Source organism: Paenibacillus phoenicis (assembly GCF_034718895.1).
Taxonomy (GTDB): Bacteria; Bacillota; Bacilli; order Paenibacillales; family Paenibacillaceae; genus Fontibacillus; species Fontibacillus phoenicis.
The window spans coordinates 3380825-3400719 of the sequence record NZ_JAYERP010000001.1 but is presented as its reverse complement, the minus strand read 5'-3'; the positions used below and the strand labels follow the sequence as shown (position 1 = coordinate 3400719).

At 53.4% G+C, this 19895-nt stretch carries 23 protein-coding genes; 9 read left to right on the top strand and 14 right to left on the bottom strand.

From position 1 onward, the window contains the following. Positions 1 to 325: 325 nt before the first annotated feature. Together U9M73_RS16145 and U9M73_RS16140 are read right to left on the bottom strand one after the other, a co-directional pair. Complete coding sequence (locus tag U9M73_RS16145) at positions 326 to 1009, bottom strand: CidB/LrgB family autolysis modulator (RefSeq protein ID WP_009223659.1); 684 nt, start codon at positions 1007 to 1009, stop codon at positions 326 to 328. Continuing rightward, entirely contained in the window at positions 1006 to 1377 is a 372-nt protein-coding gene (locus U9M73_RS16140) for a CidA/LrgA family protein (protein WP_036644313.1), read from the bottom strand. The genes U9M73_RS16145 and U9M73_RS16140 overlap by 4 nt, the downstream gene beginning before the upstream one ends. A 140-nt stretch (positions 1378 to 1517) precedes the next feature. Between U9M73_RS16140 and cidR the strand changes: the two genes are divergently transcribed. From cidR to U9M73_RS16115, 5 genes are all read left to right on the top strand, one after another. Next, on the top strand, positions 1518 to 2411 hold the full coding sequence (gene cidR / locus U9M73_RS16135; RefSeq protein WP_009223661.1) for a cidABC operon transcriptional activator CidR: 894 nt from the start codon (positions 1518 to 1520) through the stop codon (positions 2409 to 2411). Between the two features lie 76 nt (positions 2412 to 2487). Then, the gene (pdaA, locus tag U9M73_RS16130) at positions 2488 to 3324 is read left to right on the top strand and encodes a delta-lactam-biosynthetic de-N-acetylase (RefSeq protein WP_009223662.1); all 837 of its coding nucleotides are present in this window, start codon (positions 2488 to 2490) and stop codon (positions 3322 to 3324) included. 179 nt (positions 3325 to 3503) lie between these two features. Next, a complete protein-coding gene (locus U9M73_RS16125) occupies positions 3504 to 3974 on the top strand; it encodes a MarR family winged helix-turn-helix transcriptional regulator (RefSeq protein WP_260070946.1) in 471 nt (156 codons plus the stop codon). 30 nt (positions 3975 to 4004) lie between these two features. Then, the gene (locus U9M73_RS16120) at positions 4005 to 5732 is read left to right on the top strand and encodes an ABC transporter ATP-binding protein (protein ID WP_009223664.1); all 1728 of its coding nucleotides are present in this window, start codon (positions 4005 to 4007) and stop codon (positions 5730 to 5732) included. Then, complete coding sequence (locus tag U9M73_RS16115; protein WP_323078048.1) at positions 5729 to 7624, top strand: ABC transporter ATP-binding protein; 1896 nt, start codon at positions 5729 to 5731, stop codon at positions 7622 to 7624. The genes U9M73_RS16120 and U9M73_RS16115 overlap by 4 nt, the downstream gene beginning before the upstream one ends. Before the next feature lie 354 nt (positions 7625 to 7978). Here U9M73_RS16115 and U9M73_RS16110 read toward each other — a convergent pair whose 3' ends face one another. Further along, positions 7979 to 8689 (bottom strand): Crp/Fnr family transcriptional regulator, encoded by a 711-nt coding sequence (locus tag U9M73_RS16110; RefSeq protein ID WP_323078046.1) that lies wholly within the window; start codon positions 8687 to 8689, stop codon positions 7979 to 7981. A gap of 195 nt (positions 8690 to 8884) precedes the next feature. Here U9M73_RS16110 and U9M73_RS16105 point away from each other — a divergent pair, with 195 nt between their 5' ends. Then, entirely contained in the window at positions 8885 to 9337 is a 453-nt protein-coding gene (locus U9M73_RS16105) for a V4R domain-containing protein (RefSeq protein WP_036644186.1), read from the top strand. A 16-nt stretch (positions 9338 to 9353) separates the two neighbouring features. Here the strand turns inward: U9M73_RS16105 and U9M73_RS16100 are convergent, their stop codons facing one another. The 7 genes from U9M73_RS16100 to U9M73_RS16070 form a co-directional block, all read right to left on the bottom strand. Next, a complete protein-coding gene (locus U9M73_RS16100; protein WP_036644188.1) occupies positions 9354 to 9701 on the bottom strand; it encodes an EamA family transporter in 348 nt (115 codons plus the stop codon). Next, entirely contained in the window at positions 9685 to 10038 is a 354-nt protein-coding gene (locus U9M73_RS16095; protein ID WP_009223669.1) for a DUF2304 domain-containing protein, read from the bottom strand. The genes U9M73_RS16100 and U9M73_RS16095 overlap by 17 nt, the downstream gene beginning before the upstream one ends. Continuing rightward, entirely contained in the window at positions 10039 to 10764 is a 726-nt protein-coding gene (locus U9M73_RS16090; RefSeq protein ID WP_009223670.1) for a glycosyltransferase family 2 protein, read from the bottom strand. It abuts the gene before it with no gap. Beyond that, a complete protein-coding gene (locus U9M73_RS16085) occupies positions 10761 to 12059 on the bottom strand; it encodes an ArnT family glycosyltransferase (protein WP_009223671.1) in 1299 nt (432 codons plus the stop codon). Before U9M73_RS16085 ends, U9M73_RS16090 begins: the two co-directional genes overlap by 4 nt. Before the next feature lie 96 nt (positions 12060 to 12155). Further along, complete coding sequence (locus tag U9M73_RS16080; RefSeq protein ID WP_323078041.1) at positions 12156 to 12842, bottom strand: DNA-3-methyladenine glycosylase family protein; 687 nt, start codon at positions 12840 to 12842, stop codon at positions 12156 to 12158. Positions 12843 to 12857: 15 nt separating this feature from the next. Then, complete coding sequence (locus tag U9M73_RS16075) at positions 12858 to 13187, bottom strand: hypothetical protein (protein WP_323078039.1); 330 nt, start codon at positions 13185 to 13187, stop codon at positions 12858 to 12860. Positions 13188 to 13333: 146 nt separating this feature from the next. Next, positions 13334 to 13531: an RAxF-45 family protein gene (locus U9M73_RS16070; RefSeq protein ID WP_323078037.1), complete on the bottom strand. Its 198-nt coding sequence runs from the start codon at positions 13529 to 13531 to the stop codon at positions 13334 to 13336. 161 nt (positions 13532 to 13692) lie between these two features. On the opposite strand from U9M73_RS16070, the gene U9M73_RS16065 reads away from it, so the two are divergent. From U9M73_RS16065 to U9M73_RS16055, 3 genes are all read left to right on the top strand, one after another. After that, positions 13693 to 14547: an amino acid ABC transporter substrate-binding protein gene (locus U9M73_RS16065; RefSeq protein WP_323078036.1), complete on the top strand. Its 855-nt coding sequence runs from the start codon at positions 13693 to 13695 to the stop codon at positions 14545 to 14547. A 63-nt stretch (positions 14548 to 14610) separates the two neighbouring features. Continuing rightward, positions 14611 to 15279, top strand: a complete 669-nt coding sequence (locus U9M73_RS16060; RefSeq protein WP_009223675.1) for an amino acid ABC transporter permease — start codon at positions 14611 to 14613, stop codon at positions 15277 to 15279. Between the two features lie 15 nt (positions 15280 to 15294). Then, positions 15295 to 16050 (top strand): amino acid ABC transporter ATP-binding protein, encoded by a 756-nt coding sequence (locus U9M73_RS16055; protein ID WP_323078035.1) that lies wholly within the window; start codon positions 15295 to 15297, stop codon positions 16048 to 16050. 49 nt (positions 16051 to 16099) lie between these two features. Here U9M73_RS16055 and U9M73_RS16050 read toward each other — a convergent pair whose 3' ends face one another. From U9M73_RS16050 to U9M73_RS16035, 4 genes are all read right to left on the bottom strand, one after another. Then, the gene (locus U9M73_RS16050; protein WP_323078034.1) at positions 16100 to 17050 is read right to left on the bottom strand and encodes a DUF4097 family beta strand repeat-containing protein; all 951 of its coding nucleotides are present in this window, start codon (positions 17048 to 17050) and stop codon (positions 16100 to 16102) included. Further along, positions 17047 to 17685, bottom strand: coding sequence for an HAAS signaling domain-containing protein (locus U9M73_RS16045; RefSeq protein ID WP_323078033.1), 639 nt, complete (start codon positions 17683 to 17685; stop codon positions 17047 to 17049). The genes U9M73_RS16050 and U9M73_RS16045 overlap by 4 nt, the downstream gene beginning before the upstream one ends. After that, positions 17682 to 18008: a PadR family transcriptional regulator gene (locus tag U9M73_RS16040; RefSeq protein ID WP_009223679.1), complete on the bottom strand. Its 327-nt coding sequence runs from the start codon at positions 18006 to 18008 to the stop codon at positions 17682 to 17684. The genes U9M73_RS16045 and U9M73_RS16040 overlap by 4 nt, the downstream gene beginning before the upstream one ends. A gap of 240 nt (positions 18009 to 18248) precedes the next feature. Beyond that, positions 18249 to 19817 (bottom strand): FAD-dependent oxidoreductase, encoded by a 1569-nt coding sequence (locus U9M73_RS16035; RefSeq protein ID WP_009223680.1) that lies wholly within the window; start codon positions 19815 to 19817, stop codon positions 18249 to 18251. Between the last annotated feature and the right edge of the window lie 78 nt (positions 19818 to 19895).

Below are 19895 nucleotides of genomic sequence, written 5' to 3'. Positions count from 1 at the left end.
ATCTTATCCTGATTCTGTCTAGAGGAAAGGAGAGATGAGGGAATGAAGGGAAATCTAGCCCAAAATTGACCAGCCTCCGCAAGGAAGGCATCGTCCAGGTCAGCCGCAAAGGCTTCGTTATTCGGAATCTTCAGGCCTTGAAGGAAAAGGTGTGCGTCAAAGAAAATTGTCCGCATTGCCGCAGTCTGAAGGGCGTAAGGCAAGGGGGTTCTTTGATTTTAAGCGACAAAAAAAGAGCCCCGCTTCGGCGAGGCTTCAAGCATCAATATATGAAATTTGGAGGAACCTAAACGAAGTACCCTGATTGGCTGAAAGTGCCGTAGGGCTAGAAGTGCAACACAGCGATCAGCATCGGAGCGACCCCTAATGTAAACAGGGCGGCCAGGATCATGGAGATGCTGGAGATCGTCCCGGTCAAAGTGCTGAGCTCAAACGCCTTGGACGTTCCGGTGCCATGGGCACTGGTGCCGAACAATACGCCTCGGGCAACCTCGCCTTCAATGCGGAACAGTCTCATCACGAGCGGTCCCAGCATGGCACCAAGCAAGCCGGTCAAAATAACAAAGACCGCGGTAATATTCGGCACGCCGCCGATCACCTGCGATACATTCATCGCGATAGGTGTCGTAATTGAACGTGGAATCAAGCTGTTAATCAATTGGGCGTCCAGATGCAGCCATTCCGCCAGAAAAGCCGAAGAGAACATCGCGACTACCGAGCCGCTAAGTACGCTAATGAGAATTTCTACAGCGTGTTTTTTCAGGACGTTGTAGTATTTGTACAGCGGAACGGCAAACGCGATCGTCGCTGGCTGCAGCAGGCTGCTCAGCCATTTTCCGCCGGTATGATAAGTTTCATAAGGAATCTGCGCCCAGAGTAAGCCGATCACCAGAATCAACGGGGTAATCAGCAACGGGGACAGATACACTCTTGGCCGTATCCGATACAGCCGTTTAGATAAAGCATAGATAATGAGGGTAGAAGCTAAACATAGTGCGCCAATGATCATGAGGTTCGGCCCTCCTTTCGTTTTTCGATGCGTGTGGCCACAAGCCCGGAGCAAACCATAACGATGACGGTGCTCAGGATGACCACAATCAAGATCCGTACGCCTTCACTTTCGAGCAAAGGAATGTATTGCATGACGCCGACGGCAGCAGGAACGAAGAACAGCAGCAGCTCGGCCAGCAGCCAATTGGCGCCCCGTTCAATCCATTTCAGCTTGACGACGCCTGTTTTTAACAAGATAAACAGCACGGCAATGCCAATAATGGAACCCGGTATCGGTAAATGGAGCAGCTCCGCGACCTTATTCAAGGCCATCGCGGCGAAGAACAGGATGGCGACTTGAACAATCCCGATGCCGATCTCTTTCATCTTGTTCATTTCAGCGGCTCCCTTCTTGTTTTGGTTAGTAATGAAATTTTACATCGATTATTTTCATGAGTAAAATGAATATACAGAATAAATACCATTCCAATTTGTTATAGAAAATCGAGTTAAAGGGGAGCAGGCGGTTGGATATCCGACAAATGCAGGTTTTAATCGAAGTCGCACGGCTGCGCAGCTTCACGAAGGCGGCTGAGGCGCTGTATATCACGCAACCTACCATCAGCAAAACGATCAAGGCGTTGGAGGAGGAGCTTGGGGTGGTGCTGTTTGACCGCGTTGGCAAAAAGATCGAGCTGACCGATGCGGGACGGATTATCGCTACGCAAGCCCAACAGATCGTGACCTCCTTCCAGAATCTGATGGCAGAGCTTGACGACTTACGAAATTTAAAGAAGGGACATCTTCGGATCGGGCTGCCGCCGATGGTGGGGGCGAGCTTTTTTCCGAGGGTGATTGGGGAGTTTCATCAACGTTATCCCGACATTACGATCCAATTATTTGAGGACGGCGCCAAAAAAGTAGAGCAAGACGTTGCCAAGGGATCACTGGATGTGGGCGTGGCCGTACTGCCGACGGTGGAGGCGGAGCTGAGCTATTTTCCGTTCGTTGAGGAGAAGCTGAATTTGGTCGTCCATCCCTCGCACCGGCTGGCAGAACGGGAATGCGTGGAATTGGCCGAGCTGGCCCCGGACGGGTTCGTGTTGTTCCGTGAGGACTTTACGCTGCATGACCGCATTATCGGGGCGTGTGCGAAGGTCGGGTTTCATCCGCATATCATCTACGAGAGCTCCCAATGGGATCTGATCAGTGAAATGGTGGCCGTCGGCCTCGGCATCACTTTACTGCCGGAAACGATTTGCCGCGAAATCGACGACGAGGGCGTGCGGATTATCCCGCTCGTCAACCCGGTGATTCCGTGGAAGCTTGGCATCATTTGGCGTGACGATCGGTATTTGTCTTTTGCCACCCGCGAATGGATCCGGTTTGCACAGGAAGTCCTGACGCCCCATCCGGAATAAATTTGAATGAGTATGTGGTGAGCTGTTGCTTGAAAAGGTGCATATTTCCCGGGAATTTGACAGATAGTAAGGGCGCATGTCGAATTTCGATTACCTTGAAAAGCATGAAGGAGAGACAGCTGTGAAGTTTGCTTTAATCTGTTCATTGCTGGTCGGTTTGCTGTTCGGGACAGGGGTCCCTGTTGCGGATGCTCAAGCGGACGTCGCTCATCATTTCGGATTCAAAAAAAGCGTCGGCGGTCAGCTCCCCTCCATTAATGAGGAAGGGTTCAAAGATATCATCGATAAGCACGGCGCGATTTTCTTCGGAGATCCCTCGCGCAAAGAACTATTCCTGACGTTTGACAACGGATACGAGAACGGTTATACCGCCCTGATCCTGGATACGTTGAAAGCGAAGAAGGTGCCGGCGATATTTTTTGTCACTGGCCACTACATCAAGGATCAGCCGGAGCTGCTAAAGCGCATGGTCGCCGAAGGTCATCTGATCGGCAACCACTCCTGGAGCCACCCGGATATGACGACGATCTCCGACGCCCAAATTCGGGAAGAACTGGAGAAGGTAAAACAAGCCACGGCACAGGTCACCGGGCAGGCTAAGATGGACTTCTTGCGCCCGCCTCGCGGGATATTCAGCGATCGGACGCTTCGTGTAACGAAGGAGTTGGGGTATACGAATGTTTTCTGGTCCGTGGCCTATAAGGACTGGGATGTGAACGATCAACGCGGAGCGGATTATGCTTACCAGAAGGTGGTATCGCAGTTGCATCCCGGCGCCGTGATCCTCCTGCACTCCGTCTCCAAGGACAATGCAGCGGCTCTGGGAGCCATCATCGATGAAGCCCGCCGGCAAGGCTACGAGTTCAAGAGTCTGTATGAGCTGAAACCGGGGCAATCGCGTCCTTCACTCTGATTCCCATTTTAGACCGTAACAATCGGGCGTTTCGTCCGGTTGTGCGGTCTTTTTTTGTATCTATGTCTGAAATTTGACGGCGCTTGACTTCACTTCGGCAGGTTATTATAATTAGGCTTGCGAATTAATAGTATACCTAATTATTAAGTTATGAAAATAAATCGACGGGAGGGATTGATTTGTTCACCGGTGACAACTCGCAGGCGCATCGACTGCTGAAGACGTTTCACCGCTTTCGGAGAATGGATCTTAGCAAACTAACACCATCGGAGTTTAAACCAAGCGAAGTCCGATTGATGTTTTATATTTTGCATGGCATGGAGAAGGATGAGCGCGGAGTAACGGTCTCGGAGCTGAGCGCGATGCTAGAGGTCGCTTCCCCGACGGTCACGCCGCTGGTTCGCAGCTTGGAAGAGCGCGGGATGGTATTGCGTTATAACGACAAGGAGGATCGCCGGGCGGTTCGCGTCAAACTGACGGAGCAAGGAATCGCACAGGTCAAGGAGATTGCCAAGAAAAGGTCGGCCCAAATCCAGGGATTGGTTGAGTACCTAGGCGAGGAGAAGAGCCAGCAGTTAATTGAACTGTTGGAGCAGGTTTACACGTATATGGAAATGAGGGCCAATCCGAATAGAAGCCAAGAGCAATGATACGAATCGAACATGTGGAGATGATGGAAATTGATCAAGCTTTTCCGCAATTTGAAACCATACCGCTGGCTTGTGGTGGCGGTGCTTGTATTTGTCTTCTTTCAGACCTTATCCGAGCTGTATTTGCCGACGCTGATGTCCGACATCGTTGATAATGGGGTCGTGAATGGAGACACACCGTATATTTGGAAAATCGGCGGTCTGATGCTGCTGGTTGCGCTTGGAGGAATGGCCTGTTCCATCGCCGCCAGCTACTATTCCGCTAAAGCGTCAACGGGGTTCGGGAAGCTGCTCCGGGGCAAGGTGTTCAAGCATGTGTCGAACTTTTCACTGGAGGAGTTTGATCGCATCGGTACCGCCTCACTGATCACCCGTACGACCAACGATATTACCCAAGTTCAGCAAGTGCTGATTATGATGCTGCGGATGATGGTCATGGCGCCGATGATGTGTCTGGGCGGCATTATTATGGCCGTCTCGAAGGACGCCACGCTGTCGCTGGTGCTGGTGGTGATTCTGCCGGTCTTGGCCGGAGCGATCTTCCTGATCGCACGGAAAGGGCTGCCTTTATTTAAAGCGATCCAGAAAAAAATCGATAAGCTGAATCTCGTCATGCGCGAAAGCCTGACCGGGATTCGCGTCATCCGTTCGTTTAATCGGACGGACTATGAGAGCAAACGGTTCGACGCGGCGAACCTTGATTTGACCGATACGTCGATCAAGGTCAACAAAATCATGGCTTTTATGATGCCGGTCATGATGCTGGTCATGAACCTGTCTTCCGTAGCGATCATCTGGTTTGGCGGGCTGCGGATCAACTCCGAGCATATGCAAGTCGGCGATTTGATGGCGTTTCTGCAATACGCGATGCAAATCATGTTCTCGCTGGTGATGGTATCGATGATGTTCGTGATGATTCCGCGGGCGTCGGCTTCGGCCATCCGGATCAATGAAGTGCTGGATATGGTTCCGGTGATCAAGGATTCCGCGAAGGGCAAATCGGCGACAGAAGCCCAAGGGCTGGTCGAATTCCAAAACGTGACCTTCAGCTATCCAGGCGCGGAGCAACCGGCGGTGCAGGATATTACGTTTACCGCCAAGCCGGGTCAGGTCACGGCGATCATCGGCGGGACGGGCTCCGGGAAATCAACGTTGATCAGCTTGATCCCGCGGTTTTACGATGTGCAGAAGGGAAGTGTCCGGGTGGACGGTGTGGATGTCCGCGATATGACCCAGGAGGAGCTGCGCAGCAAAATCGGGTTTGTCCCGCAAAAAGCGGTGTTGTTCACCGGAACGATCAGCGAAAACATCCGTTATGGCAAAGAGGATGCAAGCGACGAAGAAGTGCGGCGCGCCGCGGATATTGCCCAGGCGACCGACTTTATTTCCAAGATGGAGCAAGGTTTTGAATCCCCGATCGCTCAAGGCGGCACTAACGTGTCCGGCGGACAAAAGCAACGGCTGTCGATTGCGCGCGCTTTGGTTCGTCCGGCGGAGATTTATATTTTTGACGACAGCTTCTCAGCGCTGGACTTCAAGACCGATGCGAAGCTGAGGGCTGCTTTGAAGGAAGAGACGAAGGATGCCACAGTCATTATCGTCGCGCAGCGGGTGAGCACTGTGCTTGACGCTGACCAAATCATCGTCATGAACGAAAGTCAAATCGCGGGCATCGGCACGCACCAAGAATTGATGCAAACTTGCGATGTCTATAAAGAAATCGTGTATTCGCAGCTTTCGGAGGAGGAGATCGCATGAGTCGGGAGCAATCATCTGGTAAACGCGGATTCGGCGGTCCTCGTCCCGGGCATGGTCCGGGTCCTGGCGGCCCCGGCATGGGGATGCCGGTGGAGAAAGCGAAGGATTTCAAAGGAACCCTAAGACGGTTGATCCGGTACTTAAGACCGCATAAATATCAATTAGTGGCCGTATTCGTGATGGCCATCCTGAGCACCCTGTTCAGCATCTTTAGCCCGAAGGTGATGGGGAAGGCGACGACCAAGCTGTTTGAAGGAATCGTCGCGAAGGTTCAAGGGGTTCCCGGCGCGGAGATCGACTTTCAATATATATGGCACATCATCATGGTTTTGATCGGACTGTATGTGCTGAGTGCGTTGTTTAGCTATTTCCAGCAGTATTTGATGGCTGGCGTGGCCCAGAAGACGGTGTATGACCTGCGGAAGGACGTGAATGCCAAGCTCAACAAGCTGCCGCTAAAATACTTTGACGCCCGGACGCACGGGGAAATTCTCAGCCGGGTCACCAATGACGTAGACAACATTGCCGGTACGTTGCAGCAAAGCTTAACACAGCTGATTACCTCGATCCTGACGATCATCGGTGTCATCGTGATGATGCTGTCGATCAGCCCGCTGATGACCTTGATTGCGGTGCTGACGCTGCCGCTAAGCATTGTGGCAATCACCTCGATTGCCAAGCGCTCGCAGAAGCAGTTTGTTCGCCAGCAAAAAGAACTTGGCCAGCTGAACGGCCATGTAGAAGAAATGTACACCGGCCACAAGGTGATTAAGGCGTTTGGCCGCGAAACGAAATCGCTGGAGCAGTTCGACACCATTAACGAACGGCTGTATGAAGCCGGTTGGAAGGCACAATTTATCTCCGGCGTGATCATGCCGATCATGAGCTTTATTGGCAACATCGGATATGTGCTGGTGTCGGTGGTCGGCGGGATCCTTGTGACCAAGAGATCGATTGAAATCGGTGACGTGCAGGCGTTTATCCAGTACGCCCGTCAATTCACGATGCCGATTACACAAACGGCGAACATCGCTAACATCATTCAATCGACCGTCGCTTCGGCGGAACGGGTGTTTGAAATCCTGGATGAAGAAGAGCAGGTGCCGGAAGTGGCGAACCCGGTGGTTTTGGAGAAGCCTCGCGGCGACGTGGCGTTCAATCACGTTCAGTTCGGTTACGATCCGGAACAATTGCTCATCGAAGACATGAACATCGACGTGAAACAGGGACAAAAGATCGCCATCGTCGGGCCAACCGGCGCCGGCAAAACGACGCTGATCAACCTGTTGATGCGTTTCTACGAAGTCAATGGCGGTTCGATCACCGTGGACGGAGTAAATATCGCCGAGATGAGACGCGGTGACCTGCGCAGCCTGTTCGGCATGGTCCTGCAGGATACGTGGCTGTTTAATGGCACGATCCGCGACAATATCGCCTACGGCCGGGAAGGAGCCACCGATGAGGAAGTGGTTCGCGCCGCCAAAACGGCGTACGCCGACCACTTTATCCGCACGCTGCCCGGCGGTTACAATACCGTGCTGAACGAGGAAGCATCGAACATTTCGCAAGGGCAGAAGCAGCTCTTGACGATCGCCCGGGCCATCCTGGCTGATCCGGCGATCCTCATTCTCGACGAAGCCACAAGCAGCGTCGATACCCGGACCGAGGTGCAAATCCAAAAAGCGATGAAAGAGCTGATGAAAGGCAGAACAAGCTTCGTCATCGCCCATCGGCTTTCCACGATCCGCGACGCCGATCTCATCCTCGTGATGAACCACGGCACCGTGATCGAGAAAGGCACACACGACGAATTGCTGGCGCTGGGCGGCTTCTACGCCGACCTGTACAACAGCCAATTCACCAAAGGCAGCTTCGAGCCAGAGGCCGTGTAAGCGGCGGAAGCGCCCGCGTTCGTATAGACTTACCATTGTAGGTACGCCCCTGTTTGTCAGGGGCGTTTTTCTTTTGATAGGGGGCGGGGAGGTATCTCTGAGGGAGCCCTTTACACGATTATCCCTTTCCTTCAGATGGTGAGGTATTGTGCGGAGACGCTCTTCTCTGCTTCTGTAATCTGAGTCAACGGGATACTAGCCTCTCCAGCCGTTATAATCTGAAAACTGAGCAAACGGGATAATGGTGTAAAAGAGCTGGTCAAAAGGGATAATCGTGCAAAGCGTCAGGACAGACAATCAAAAGCTCACCCTGGCTTGCAGCCAGGGCCAGACCAGGGCTGTTCCTATCGCCGCCTAGCCCTCGCCGGCCAGGTGGCACAGTGCTGCTTCATCGCGGATGAGCAACTGCCGACGCGTTACGGTTAACACGCCCTCGTCGCTAAGCTGACGCAGCTTGCGGCTGAGCGTCTCTGGTGTGGCGCCGATGAGGGAGGCGAGGTCTTTTTTGGACACGGGCAAGGTGAATTCCCGGGAGTTTGGCGCAGCTTTGCGGCGGAAGTATAAGAGCATCTTGGCGAGACGCCGATCGGCCTCAAGCAAGGTCAGTACGGCTGCCCAGGCGTCGGCCTCCTCCAGTTGGGCGCTAAGCGCGGTCATAAACCGGGCCGCCGTATCGGGATCGCGCCGCAAAATATCAAGAAAATCGCTGCGGTGAATCCGGCAGATGCCGGTCGTGTCCGCCGCGATGGCACTAGCGTAATGGGGTTTTTCCTGTAACAGAGAAAACTGGCCGAAGAAGTCCCCTGGAAACAGCAGCCGGATGAGATGCTCTTTGCCGTTATCCTCCAGCTTCGTCAGCTTAATGATTCCGCGGTTCACCACAAACAGCGAATCGGAACGATCTCCTTCGCGGAAAATGATCTCGCCTTTATGGAACTGCGAGGTACGCATGACGGAATGGAGCAGCTCTACCTCCGTTTGGCGCAGCTGCGCAAAAACCGGAACACGTGCCAGACAGGAAGGAGCTGTGGCTGTATCTCGAATGTGGCAAGCACAGGACTTCATCTGTGATCTCTCCTTTCTTGGAAAGATGTATTCATCTACTTCTAACTTAACCGTTGCTAGGTGTTTGACTAGTGATTATTATCACAATATATCTGTCGAATTCTTGATGAAGATCAAGGTTTTCCGGACCTGAATATGGGAAATTAAACCTATCAACGGATAGAGTTCAGTTCTATGGTTAGGAGAGGAAGACAGATGAAAGAATTCACGTTTGATGAATTGCGACAAATCGACCGTACTGAGCTGGGGGATCAGGTGCCGCTGGAGTTGTTCCGGGCGATTCGCCTGATTGGGATGCGGCAGGGGCTGCCTCTGGAGGGGAAAGGAACCACCGCCTCCATCGGCCGTAAAATCGGCGAAAGCTTGCCCGTCACCACGTTGGACGAGCTGCTCCATTTATTTACTGAGCTGCAGATCGGATTGCCACAGGTTGTGGAGCAAAGTGAGCGATTGCTGCGGATTGCGATAGAGGATTGTTTTTGCAAGGGCTTGCCGGTGATGGAGGAGAAGAAGGTGTGCGATCTGGAGGGCGCCATTCTGGAAGGGGCGCTAGGAAAGCTGCTCGGTCGAAAAGTGAGCGTACGAGAAACAAAATGTAATGTAAGTGGCGACGAACACTGTGAGTATGAAGTCCGAATCTATAATTAATTGATTCTACTTGTGTCTATGATTTCGCCAACAAAAAAACGCCGAGTAAAATGACGATCACGCCAAGCAGCTTGTTCCAAGTGATCGTTTCGTGGAACAGGAAATAGGCCGGAAGAAGCGCCAGGACGTACGCCAGCGCTTGGAGCGGATAAGCGACGCTCAGCGGGAGGCGGGACAACACGGCAAACCATAGCAGGGTAGCTATCCCATACAAAGCGATGCCGCCGATCACTGCGGGTGAGGACGCCAGCTTGCTCCAGTGAAGCCCGCCGGTGCGGGCCAGGCCGATTTTAAACAGAACTTGTCCTGTCACAAGAAGCAGGATATTGCCGAATAGCAGCAGGTAACTAATGGTTTTGTCCATTTTCACGGACCGCCTCCCGTTCTTTAAGGATGACGATTTCTTGGGTTAAGCGCAGCACCTGGGCGGTTAGGCGAGTAATGACGATCGTCAGGTGCAGAATTAATGCGAAGCAGAAGAGCAGACCAAACAGAAACAATACTGCAGGTGCATACTTGACGCCCAGCTGATCAGCGATCCATTCGATGAGCCCGATATGCGTGGAGCAGATCAGCAGAACGACACTGAACAAAATCCAGAGCAGGGAGTATTGTTCTCTTAGTTTTTGGCGGCGGACCAATTCCAGGACGAATAAGAGGAACACCGCGGCAACTAACACGGATAAAATGTAAATCGACATTTATTCTGTCACCGCCTTCTGGTGAAGCGGGCGCCGCAATGCGCTCATGAGCACGGATAATGTCACCTTCACCATATAGTAAACCGAACGCCAAGGGGTAATCGACGATCTTCCGGTGGTGCGGGCGCGCATTTGCACCGGGATTTCGACGATCCGGCAGCCATGGCGCTTCAAATACACGATCGATTCCACTTCGGGATAATCGGTTGGATAATACCGGGCGTACAGCTCGATGACCTTACGGCTGGCGGCGCGAAAGCCGCTGGTCGTGTCGGTGAAGCGTTCGCCGGTAACCCAAGAGACGAGCTTGGAGAAGAAGACGATTCCTGCCCGTCTCGCCGTGGACGACCGGAAGGAAGCGGTCCCTAGGAACCGGGAGCCGATTACAAGATCCTGGTCTGCGATTCCGGCGATCAGCTTATGCAATTCTTCTGCCGGATGCTGGCCGTCGGCGTCCATTTGTATGGCAATGTCATAGCCTTTTTGTTTGGCGTAGAGATAACCGGTCTGCATTCCCCCGCCGATCCCGACATTGTAAGGCAGCGTCAGCACCTTGGCTCCGGCTTCCCGGGCACAGTTCTCCGTCCGGTCGGAGGAACCGTCGTTAATGACGAGGATATCAGCCTCCGGCGCGTGCTTACGGATATCCCGAATGACCGAGCCGATGCTGGCTTCCTCGTTATAAGCCGGTATGATGATCAGTATACGCGGTGGTTTTGGCATCATGAGTCACAGGCCCCCTTTCGCGCGGACCGGTGATGGGAGCGGCGCAGAACTCGGGCGACCAGGTCGCCAATCAGATAAGACCCGAACAGGATCAGCAGCGTCATATTGGGATAACCGTATCGGTTAAACGCTACGAACGGAATATAAATCACCGTGAAATAAGCCAGCGCCAACAAGAGAGGGAGCAGGCGGTCCAGCTTCAGACGGTTCTTCGTTACGGCCCATAAAATGCCGGCCATATTGACGTACATCATCACGACTTGGATAATGTCCATTACCGGGCGGCTGATCGGCCAAAACGAGCGCGAATAAAACGGATGGAAATACAGCTCCACCCATCTTCCCAACGTATACCAATACAAATATTTCATCGGCTCATGCGTAAATCCGTACCGGAGGATATCCAGCCCCTTGCGGATCGCCGCGGAATCGGCGCCTTGGAATATCGTTTGCGGATCGTATTGAGGATAAGCCTCAAAGAAGCCAGCCGGCGGCAGTTGCCAACGGATGCGCGTGCCGAGCAAGAACGGACTTCCGCCAGAATTGGTGAACAGGATAAACTCATGAAACGTGACCCAGTTGCGGATCCACCAAGGGGTCAACAGCAGAGCATAAGTAACCCCTATGAGAAGGGTGTATTTCAACATCGTCCGCCAAGGAAGCTTCATGCGCAGCCAAATGATCAGAAAAACGGCGGGGTACAAGGAAGCATGTGGCTTTAAGTAAGCTGCCGCAGCCGTCAGGACGCCGATGAGGACGTATAAAGCGGATCCGCCTCGGTCCATGGCCAGGATGGTGCAACAGACGAGAAGCAGAAGCAACGTGCGAAAAGTCGTTTCTGAAAGAATGACTCCGGAGGAAAAGTAATCGGGCGGGTAGAAAGCGGACACGGTGCAGGCGATCAGCGCCGCCCGGGTGTTGAAAGTGCGTCGACCGATCCAAAAGATAAGATAAATGCACAACGCTTGCAGAAGGCACTGGAACAGGCGAAAGGCGACGATGCCGCCCTGTTCCTGGCCGAAAACCGCCATAAACCCGGACAGCATCAGCGGCAGCCCGGGCATGATGAAGGCGGAAGGTGCCTCCTTGGTATTATAGGCAAGTACGCCTTCATTCAGGAGAAGGCGTGCGGATTGAATATACTTCACGTCATCATTGTTCGGGTGAACCGGGTCGCCCAAGAGGAAATAATCGTTGTAGATCAGGACGATAAGACTCGATACAATGCCCACAAATGCGATCAGACCGAACAAATACCACTTGACCGGTCGACGGACTTCCGATAACGAGAACACAGTGATTCAACCCCACTTTTTTTATAATTTATCTCTAAAAACTAGAAAATATCACCTTCCATATTATAATATATCCAAAATATTCCTTCGACAAGCTTAATCTGTCTGAATGCCGAAACTGGTCAGCTGCTCGCTGAAGGTTTCTCCCGAATCCACATGTCCCCGGTTGATGGCTTCCCATAAATAAAGCGAGGCGATGGAGCCGTAGGATGGCCACTGCGCGGCTGCTTGCTGCAAATATTTGCGGTCCGGGCGCTCTTCCATGTCATACACCCATTTTGCCGCCCGCTGCAGACCGGCATCCCCATAGGAAACGACATGATCCCGGCCCAAGGCAAAGATGAGGAACATCTCGGCCGACCAACGGCCGATGCCTTTCACGGAAACCAGCTGCTTGATGACTTCCTCATCATCAAGCTCCTGCAGCCGGTCCAGGTCAAGCTGACCGGATTGGACTTTGTCGCTTAAATCTTTGAGGTAAGCGACTTTGGAAGCGGACAGCCCGGCGGCGCGCAGGTCGGCGTCGCTTTGGGCCAAGAGGGCGGCCGGGGACAGTTCCCCGGCCAACTCGATGACACGGCCGCGAATGGTGGAGGCGGCCTTGACCGAGATTTGCTGGCTGATGATTGAGCGAGCCAGCTCGGTGAACAAAGGGCCTTGCGGTTTGGTCGCAAGGCTTCCAATCAGGGCGATCAGCCGGCCCATCCGGGGATCGGCGCTGGCCAGCGCCTTGACCCGGGGGTCATCGGGGTGGAGCTCAAATACCGGTTTCCCATGGTTCATGGGGACAAACCTCCTTTAGTTTGGATGCTCCTCCAGCAGGGTGACATACTGCTGGAGGAGCTCGTCGGCGCGGAGCTGCAGGGCGTCACGCCGCTCCTGCAGCCGGACATATTGCTGAAGCAGCGAATCCAGCGCGTTGGAATCCTCAGCTTCCGCCATTTCCGCTTCCAAGTGACGCATCTCCGTTTTCAGACTCCGCACGTCGGCGAAGGTGCCCAGCAGGACGTCGTAAACCGTTTCTTCCCGGTTATAGTCAGGAATTTGCGCTAGACTGCCGATTCGGGCGCCTTTTGGAATCGACAGCAGTCCCTGGTCCGGACGCTCGATGCCGGCCAAAAGCTTCATCAGGTGGTCTTGCCCGCGCCGTAATACTTCTGTATATTTTGGCCTTGGATCATCATGGTTTCGTTCTCCTTTAATCCCATGCCGATCCTACAAAAAAGAAGGCAGCAGGAAATCCTGCTGCCTTTAAAGCTCACGCGTAAGTGAGGTTAAGGTAGGAGCGGCATTTCGCAATTTGGTTTGGATATCGAGTTTCCAAAAATGGACAGACTTCTCCCGTTGTTGGCTGCTGCATGAATAATGCCAAACATTGCCACCGGCAGTTGGCCCACTCGATTCCACGCAAATTTGCGATCCACTCTACCCACCTCCTTCACAAAATAGTTACGAACATTATATTCGTTCATTTATAGGAAATCAAGGTTCAATCAGTTGGACATACTAAGGGCAACAATCAGGCAACAAAAAGCATTTGACGATTCATGGCGAAGTGTGTAATATTCAATTAAACCTAGTGTTTTTATAGGGAATTTAAATTAAAAACATGGATAGACGGGGGATGGATTCAATGAAAAAATGGAGTTTACTGCTGTTGACACTGGTGCTGACCGTGCTGGTTGCAGCTTGCGGTAATAACAATACGAAAAATCAAGCGGCAGACAACGCAGGTGCGAACCAAGGCAGCGCAGGTAATGCGGCCAACGAGCAGCCGGCGGAGCAAAATTTGCTGGAAGCCGTGAAAGCCAGCGGTAAGCTGCGGATCGGTACGGAGGGAACTTATGCGCCTTTCACCTTCCATGACAAGGACGGCAAGCTGACCGGCTTCGACGTAGAGATCGCAGAAGAGGTTGCCAAACGTCTGGGCGTGGAAGCTGAATTTATCGAGACACCGTGGGACGGTATTTTTGCCGGACTGGATGCAAAACGGTTTGACGCGGTATTCAACGAAGTAACAATTCGTGATGACCGCAAGGAAAAATACGACTTTTCCGACCCGTACATCGTTTCCCGTGCCGTGCTGATCGTGCCGGAAGACAACGAGGACATCAAAACCTTCGCCGATTTGAAAGGGAAGAAGGCCGGACAATCGCTGACGAGTAACCTGACGGATATCGCCAGAGAGAACGGAGCGGAAATCGTTGCAACGGAAGGCTTTAACCAAGCGATCGACCTGTTGCTATCCAAACGGATCGACGCGACGGTCAACGACGGCTTGTCCTTCCTGGATCTGAAGAAGCAAAGACCGGACGTGAAGCTGAAAGTGGTTGACGAAATGCCGGAAGCGTCGGAGAGCGCAGCCTTGTTTAACAAGGGCAACGAGGAGCTGGTGCAAGCGGTGAACGAGGCACTGGCCGCGATGAAATCCGATGGAACCTACTTGAAAATCTCGGAGAAATACTTCGGAGAAGACGTTTCGAAATAAGCTATTTAAACAATTGGAGGCGGCCCGTGAGGGCCGCTTCCTTCGGAAAAGGATGCTTAAACGATGGATGAACGCATTTGGAATATTATCGTAGACTCTTTTTTTCCCCTGCTAAAAGCAGGGGTAGCCTTTACGGTTCCGCTAACGTTAATCACGTTTGCGCTGGGGCTGCTGGTAGCCGTCCTGACCGCGCTTGCGCGGTTATCGAGTTTCGGACCGCTGCGGCTGCTCGCCAGATTCTATGTTTGGATCATCCGCGGGACGCCGCTGCTGTTGCAGTTATTCATCATCTTTTACGGTCTTCCCTCCATCGGGATTGTTCTAGATCCGTTTCCGGCAGCGGTCATCGGCTTTACGCTTAGCGTCGGCGCGTACGGCTCGGAAATTGTACGGGCCGCGATCCTGTCGATTCACGAAGGCCAATGGGAAGCGGCTTATTCGCTGGGGATGACCCGGCTGCAGGCGCTGCGGCGGATCATCCTGCCGCAAGCTGCACGGGTTTCGGTGCCGCCGCTGGCCAACTCCTTTATCAGCTTGGTTAAGGATACGTCGTTGGCCGCTACCGTGACGTACACTGAGATGTTCCGTACCGCCCAACAAATCACGTCAACGACCTATGAACCGCTGGTTGTTTACTCGGAAGCGGGCTTGATCTATTTAATATTCAGCACCATCCTATCGGCGCTGCAAAATCGACTGGAGAAGCGGCTGGGCCGCTTCACCGCCCGGTAAGGAGGCCAACCATTCATGATTGAAATTCGCGATTTACACAAGTCGTTTGGTACCCAGGAAGTTCTCAAGGGAGTTAATCTCGAGGTCGAGCAGGGCAAGGTGCTGGTCATCATCGGGCCTTCCGGATCGGGGAAGACAACCTTGCTGCGTTGCCTGAACCTGCTGGAAACTCCAACGCGAGGAACGCTTCGAATCAGCGACGTTCAGCTGGAATTCGGCGCTGGCCGGAAACCGAAGACAAGCGAAGTGCTGGCGCTGCGCAAGAAGACCGGCATGGTGTTCCAAGCGTATTATTTGTTCCCGCATATGACGGCGCTCCAGAACGTGATGGAAGCCCAGGTTCAGGTGCTGAAAAAGAGCAAAGAGGAAGCCCGCCGGGTTGCCTTGGAGCTGCTGAATAAGGTAGGGCTCGGTGACCGAGCGGATTTCTATCCGCATCAGCTGTCAGGCGGGCAACAGCAGCGGGTGGGGATTGCGCGGGCGATGGCCATGAGCCCGGACGTGCTGCTCTTTGACGAGCCCACCTCGGCGCTAGATCCCGAGCTGGTTGGCGAGGTGCTGAAGGTCATGAAGGAGCTGGCCCTTGAGGGGCGGACGATGGCCGTCGTTACCCATGAGATGAAGTTCGCCGCCGAGGTCGCCGACCGGGTCGTACTGATGGACGAGGGGAACATTATCGAATCGGGGACGCCGGACCAAGTGCTGAATCATCCGTCCAGCGATCGAGCCCGTTCTTTCCTGAACCGAATTACGCAGCGGGAAATCGAATAAAGAAGAGAGGCCGGAGTTTGATATGAACTCTGGCCTCTCTTTTGTGTTTCTAGCGGATTCGAATATTACCGGAATTCGCCCGGACCTTAATCAGGTCCTGCGTCTGCCGCGGTGAATCCGGCGCGGTAGTGTTGCCGGAGCCGGATTGCAGGTCATAATAGCCTTTGAACTCGGCATCGGCGGACAGTGTTGCATTGCCTGAGCCTACGGAGATGTCCAAATTGTCTGAGCGTTGCTCCGACAACGTAATATTCCCCGAATTGGACTTAAAGCTGCCATCGCCTGTAAATCGATTAAACCGGATGTCCCCGGAGTTGGACGTAGCTTTGACGGTCCCTTTTACCTGGTTGGCGGTGATGTTGCCGGAGCTCGACTTCGCGGTCAGCGTACCTTCAAACTGATCGACACGAATATTCCCCGAGTCTAATTGAATTTCCGCATTTCCTTGGATGTTTTCGGCTGTAACGTTACCCGAAGAGGAGGCCAGACGAATCCCATTCGCCTTGATGTTCTCCACACGGAGATTCCCTGAGTCGATCGACAGATCGATATCATCGGCGCGAAGACCGCGGAACGTCCCGTTGCTGGAGTCCGACTTGAAGCCGATCCGATTCAATTCGCCCTTGTCGCCCAGCGCCACGGTAATTCGCTGCTTGGTGGACTGGAAGTTGATCGAGAAGAAGGTCCAGTCGAACTTATCTTTTAGATCCAGCTTTAGTGTCCCCTCTGAGATTTGAGCAGCTTTCACCGCATCGATTGTCTTCTGATTCATATTCCCGTTGATTTCCACGTAGTTCGTCCCGTCAAGGCTGTCGATAAACTCCAGCTCGACGTCATAATCACTGTCAATGAGCAGTGTCTGTAAGCCGCCCTGATCAAACGTCCACTTCTGCTGGTGGGACGGCAGTTCATCCCCAAATTCGAAATGCTGGTAAGCCATGCCGGCCAACCCGATCAAAATCAGCAACAACCCTATGAGTGACCATTTCTTCGTATTCATGCTTGGTGATCCCCTTTCGCGATCCGAACATTCCAACGCAGGTAAGCGATGCTGAGCCAGAGCATGCCTTTATAAGCGTATCGTGTGACAACGGCGAGCAGCATGCCCAACCCGACGTAAGCGACTGATGCAAATATCTTTGCTGTAAAAATCTCCCCATGCCACAGATACTCCAGACCAAGGAGCAAGGGACTTAGAATTCCGGCTGCAGAACTCGCAGCTAAGCTGACGACGACAGCCCAGCAGGAGATCAGCAGCGGAACAACGATGAGATTGATAAAGACCAGTCCGATGTAAACCATTACGCTGGCAAAAACGCTGCGGCGCCGAACACCGGCTTCGTTATCATAAACTCCTGTCGGCGGCGTGGTGCTGACTGCTGCGCCCGGTGTGGCAGCGGGCTCTGCTCCGCCAAACCAGTACACATGCTCCTGGGGCACGTAGCGGTTGCCAATGGCCTCTTTGGCCAGCTCCGCCGGGTCTCCCAGCTCCAGCACGATCTCTTGCTCCGTCCGTCCGCTTTCCAAACCAAAAGCGAAGTGGGCCTCATAATCCTCCAGCAATTCGTTTTGTTCCTCCGGCGGGAGAACCGATAAATGCGCCCGAAGATTCGCCAAAAACTCGCTTTTATTCATAAACGGCTTCCTTTCTCAATTAAGGTTGAAACATTGTGTACGAACTGCTTCCACTCGACGACCAGTTTCTGGGTGTACGCTTCGCCCTCGGGAGTTAGTTTGTAGTATTTGCGCGGGGGACCGCCTGTGGATTCCTTAAGGTAGGTGGTGCAATAACCTTCATTGACCAGTCTGCGCAGCAGGGGGTACAAGGCCCCTTCGGCTACCTCGATATGCTTGGATACCGATTGGGCGAGCTCGTAACCGTACCGGTCGCGGCCTTGGATCAATACCAGCACGCATAACTCCAAGGCGCCTTTCTTAAATTGGATGCTGATATCCAAACCTGCTTCGCCTCGTTTCTTCTAAATTGGGTGTACGTTACGTGTTGAAATTTCATCAGTACTGAACATTGATTAGTATCGCCGAAAAGTATAATATCACACAGTACTGATTAAAGCAAGGTAGTGAATGAAAAAAGGCATCTGTTCCTTTTTGCCCTTTGTTTTCAAAGGAATAGGACGAACAGATGCGCTTTGATTTGTGCTATTCCCCAAAGTCAGATTGCGGAGTGTCGGGGGAACTCAGCTTTTGGCTTGCTCAGGTTGGCGGTGAAGGCGAGGGAGCGCCTCTGTTGCCGGCCCTTCGATCACTTCGCCTTTGTAATCGAACCTGGAGCCGTGGCAAGGGCAGTCCCAGGATCGTTCCGCCTCATTCCATTTGACCTCGCAGCCCATATGGGTGCAGGTCGTATCCACCAGATAGAGCAGGCCGTCTTGGTCGCGGTAGGCTCCGGCACGCTTACCATGGTGCTTGACGACGCCGCCTTGGCCCGGAACGAGATCCTCTGGCTTCAGGTGGACGAGTTCGATTTTGCCGGTGACGAACTCTTTGGCTACGTCCGCATTTTGGGTGATGAAATGCTTGATCGAGGGGTCGGCCTTGAACCGAGAAGGCGTAAACAGCTCGGCATAGCGGTTCTCCTTCTCCAGAATGAGGTCGCGGATTAGCATTGCGGACAGCGTGCTGGTGGTCATTCCCCATTTGTAGAAGCCGGTGGCGACGTAGATATTCGGATGGTTTGATGTAATCCGCCCGATGTAGGGGACGCCATCGAGAGTCACCAGATCCTGCGCCGACCAGCGGAAGGGGATCGACTTGATCCCGAGCGTCTGCCGTCCGAATTTCTCCAGGGTTTCGTAGGACTGAATCGTGCAGTCGTTTTTGCCAGTCTTATGCGACTCGCCGCCGACCAGAACCACCTGCTTCCCGTTCAGCTCTGCGGATCGGAGCGAGCGCGTAGGGGAGCCGCAATTAATGTACATGCCGCCAGGGTAGGCTTTCTCCGGTTCGATGGCCACGACATAGGAACGCTCGGCATGCAGCCGGGTGAAGTACCAGCCTTTTCCGTCAAAGAACGGATAATGGGAGGCCGATACCGCATGGCGGCAAACGATGTGATGGCCGTTTTCCGTGGTCAGGCGAAGCCGTCCATCCGACTGCGGTTCGGCGACATCCTCCAGCGTTGTATTTTCATACACCACACCTCCATGGGAGGTGACATACGCCAGCAATTCGTTTAAGTATTGAAGCGGATGGAATTGGGCCTGATTTTTCATCACGACGGCCCCTCTGGCTTGCAGCGGCAACTCGATCGTATCCCGCCATTCACCAGGCAGACCTAAGCGTTCATAAGCCCGCCATTCCGCTTCCAGCTTGTGGAGCTGCTCGTCCGAATCCGCATACAAATAAGCATCCTCCCGGCGGAACTTACACTCTATCTTCCGCTCCTTCACGGTTTCGCCGATCCAACGCAGCGCCTCCTCATTCGCTTCAAAATACAGCCGTGCGCCTTCCTCACCAAAATGGTTGATCAGCTTGTCGTAAATAAGGCCGTGCTGCGCCGTGATTTTTGCGGTTGTATACCCGGTTGTGCCGTCCAGGACCTTACCGGCCTCCAGGATGGTGACCTTTACACCGGCTTGCACCAGCAAATAAGCAGTGGTGATTCCAGTGATCCCGGCGCCAACCACGGCAACGTCGGTATCGATGTCCTCGGTCAGCTTGCTAAAGTCCGGCAACGGAGTTGTTTTGCGCCACAGCGATTCAGGGAATCGCGGAAGTCCGCCGGACATAAATGGGGTGTCCTCCATTGAGGCTTCCTCCTGTCATATGGTTTTTCCTTAAAAATGGGAGCCGTTTCGGATACATTATTTCCCGCTTAGGGACAG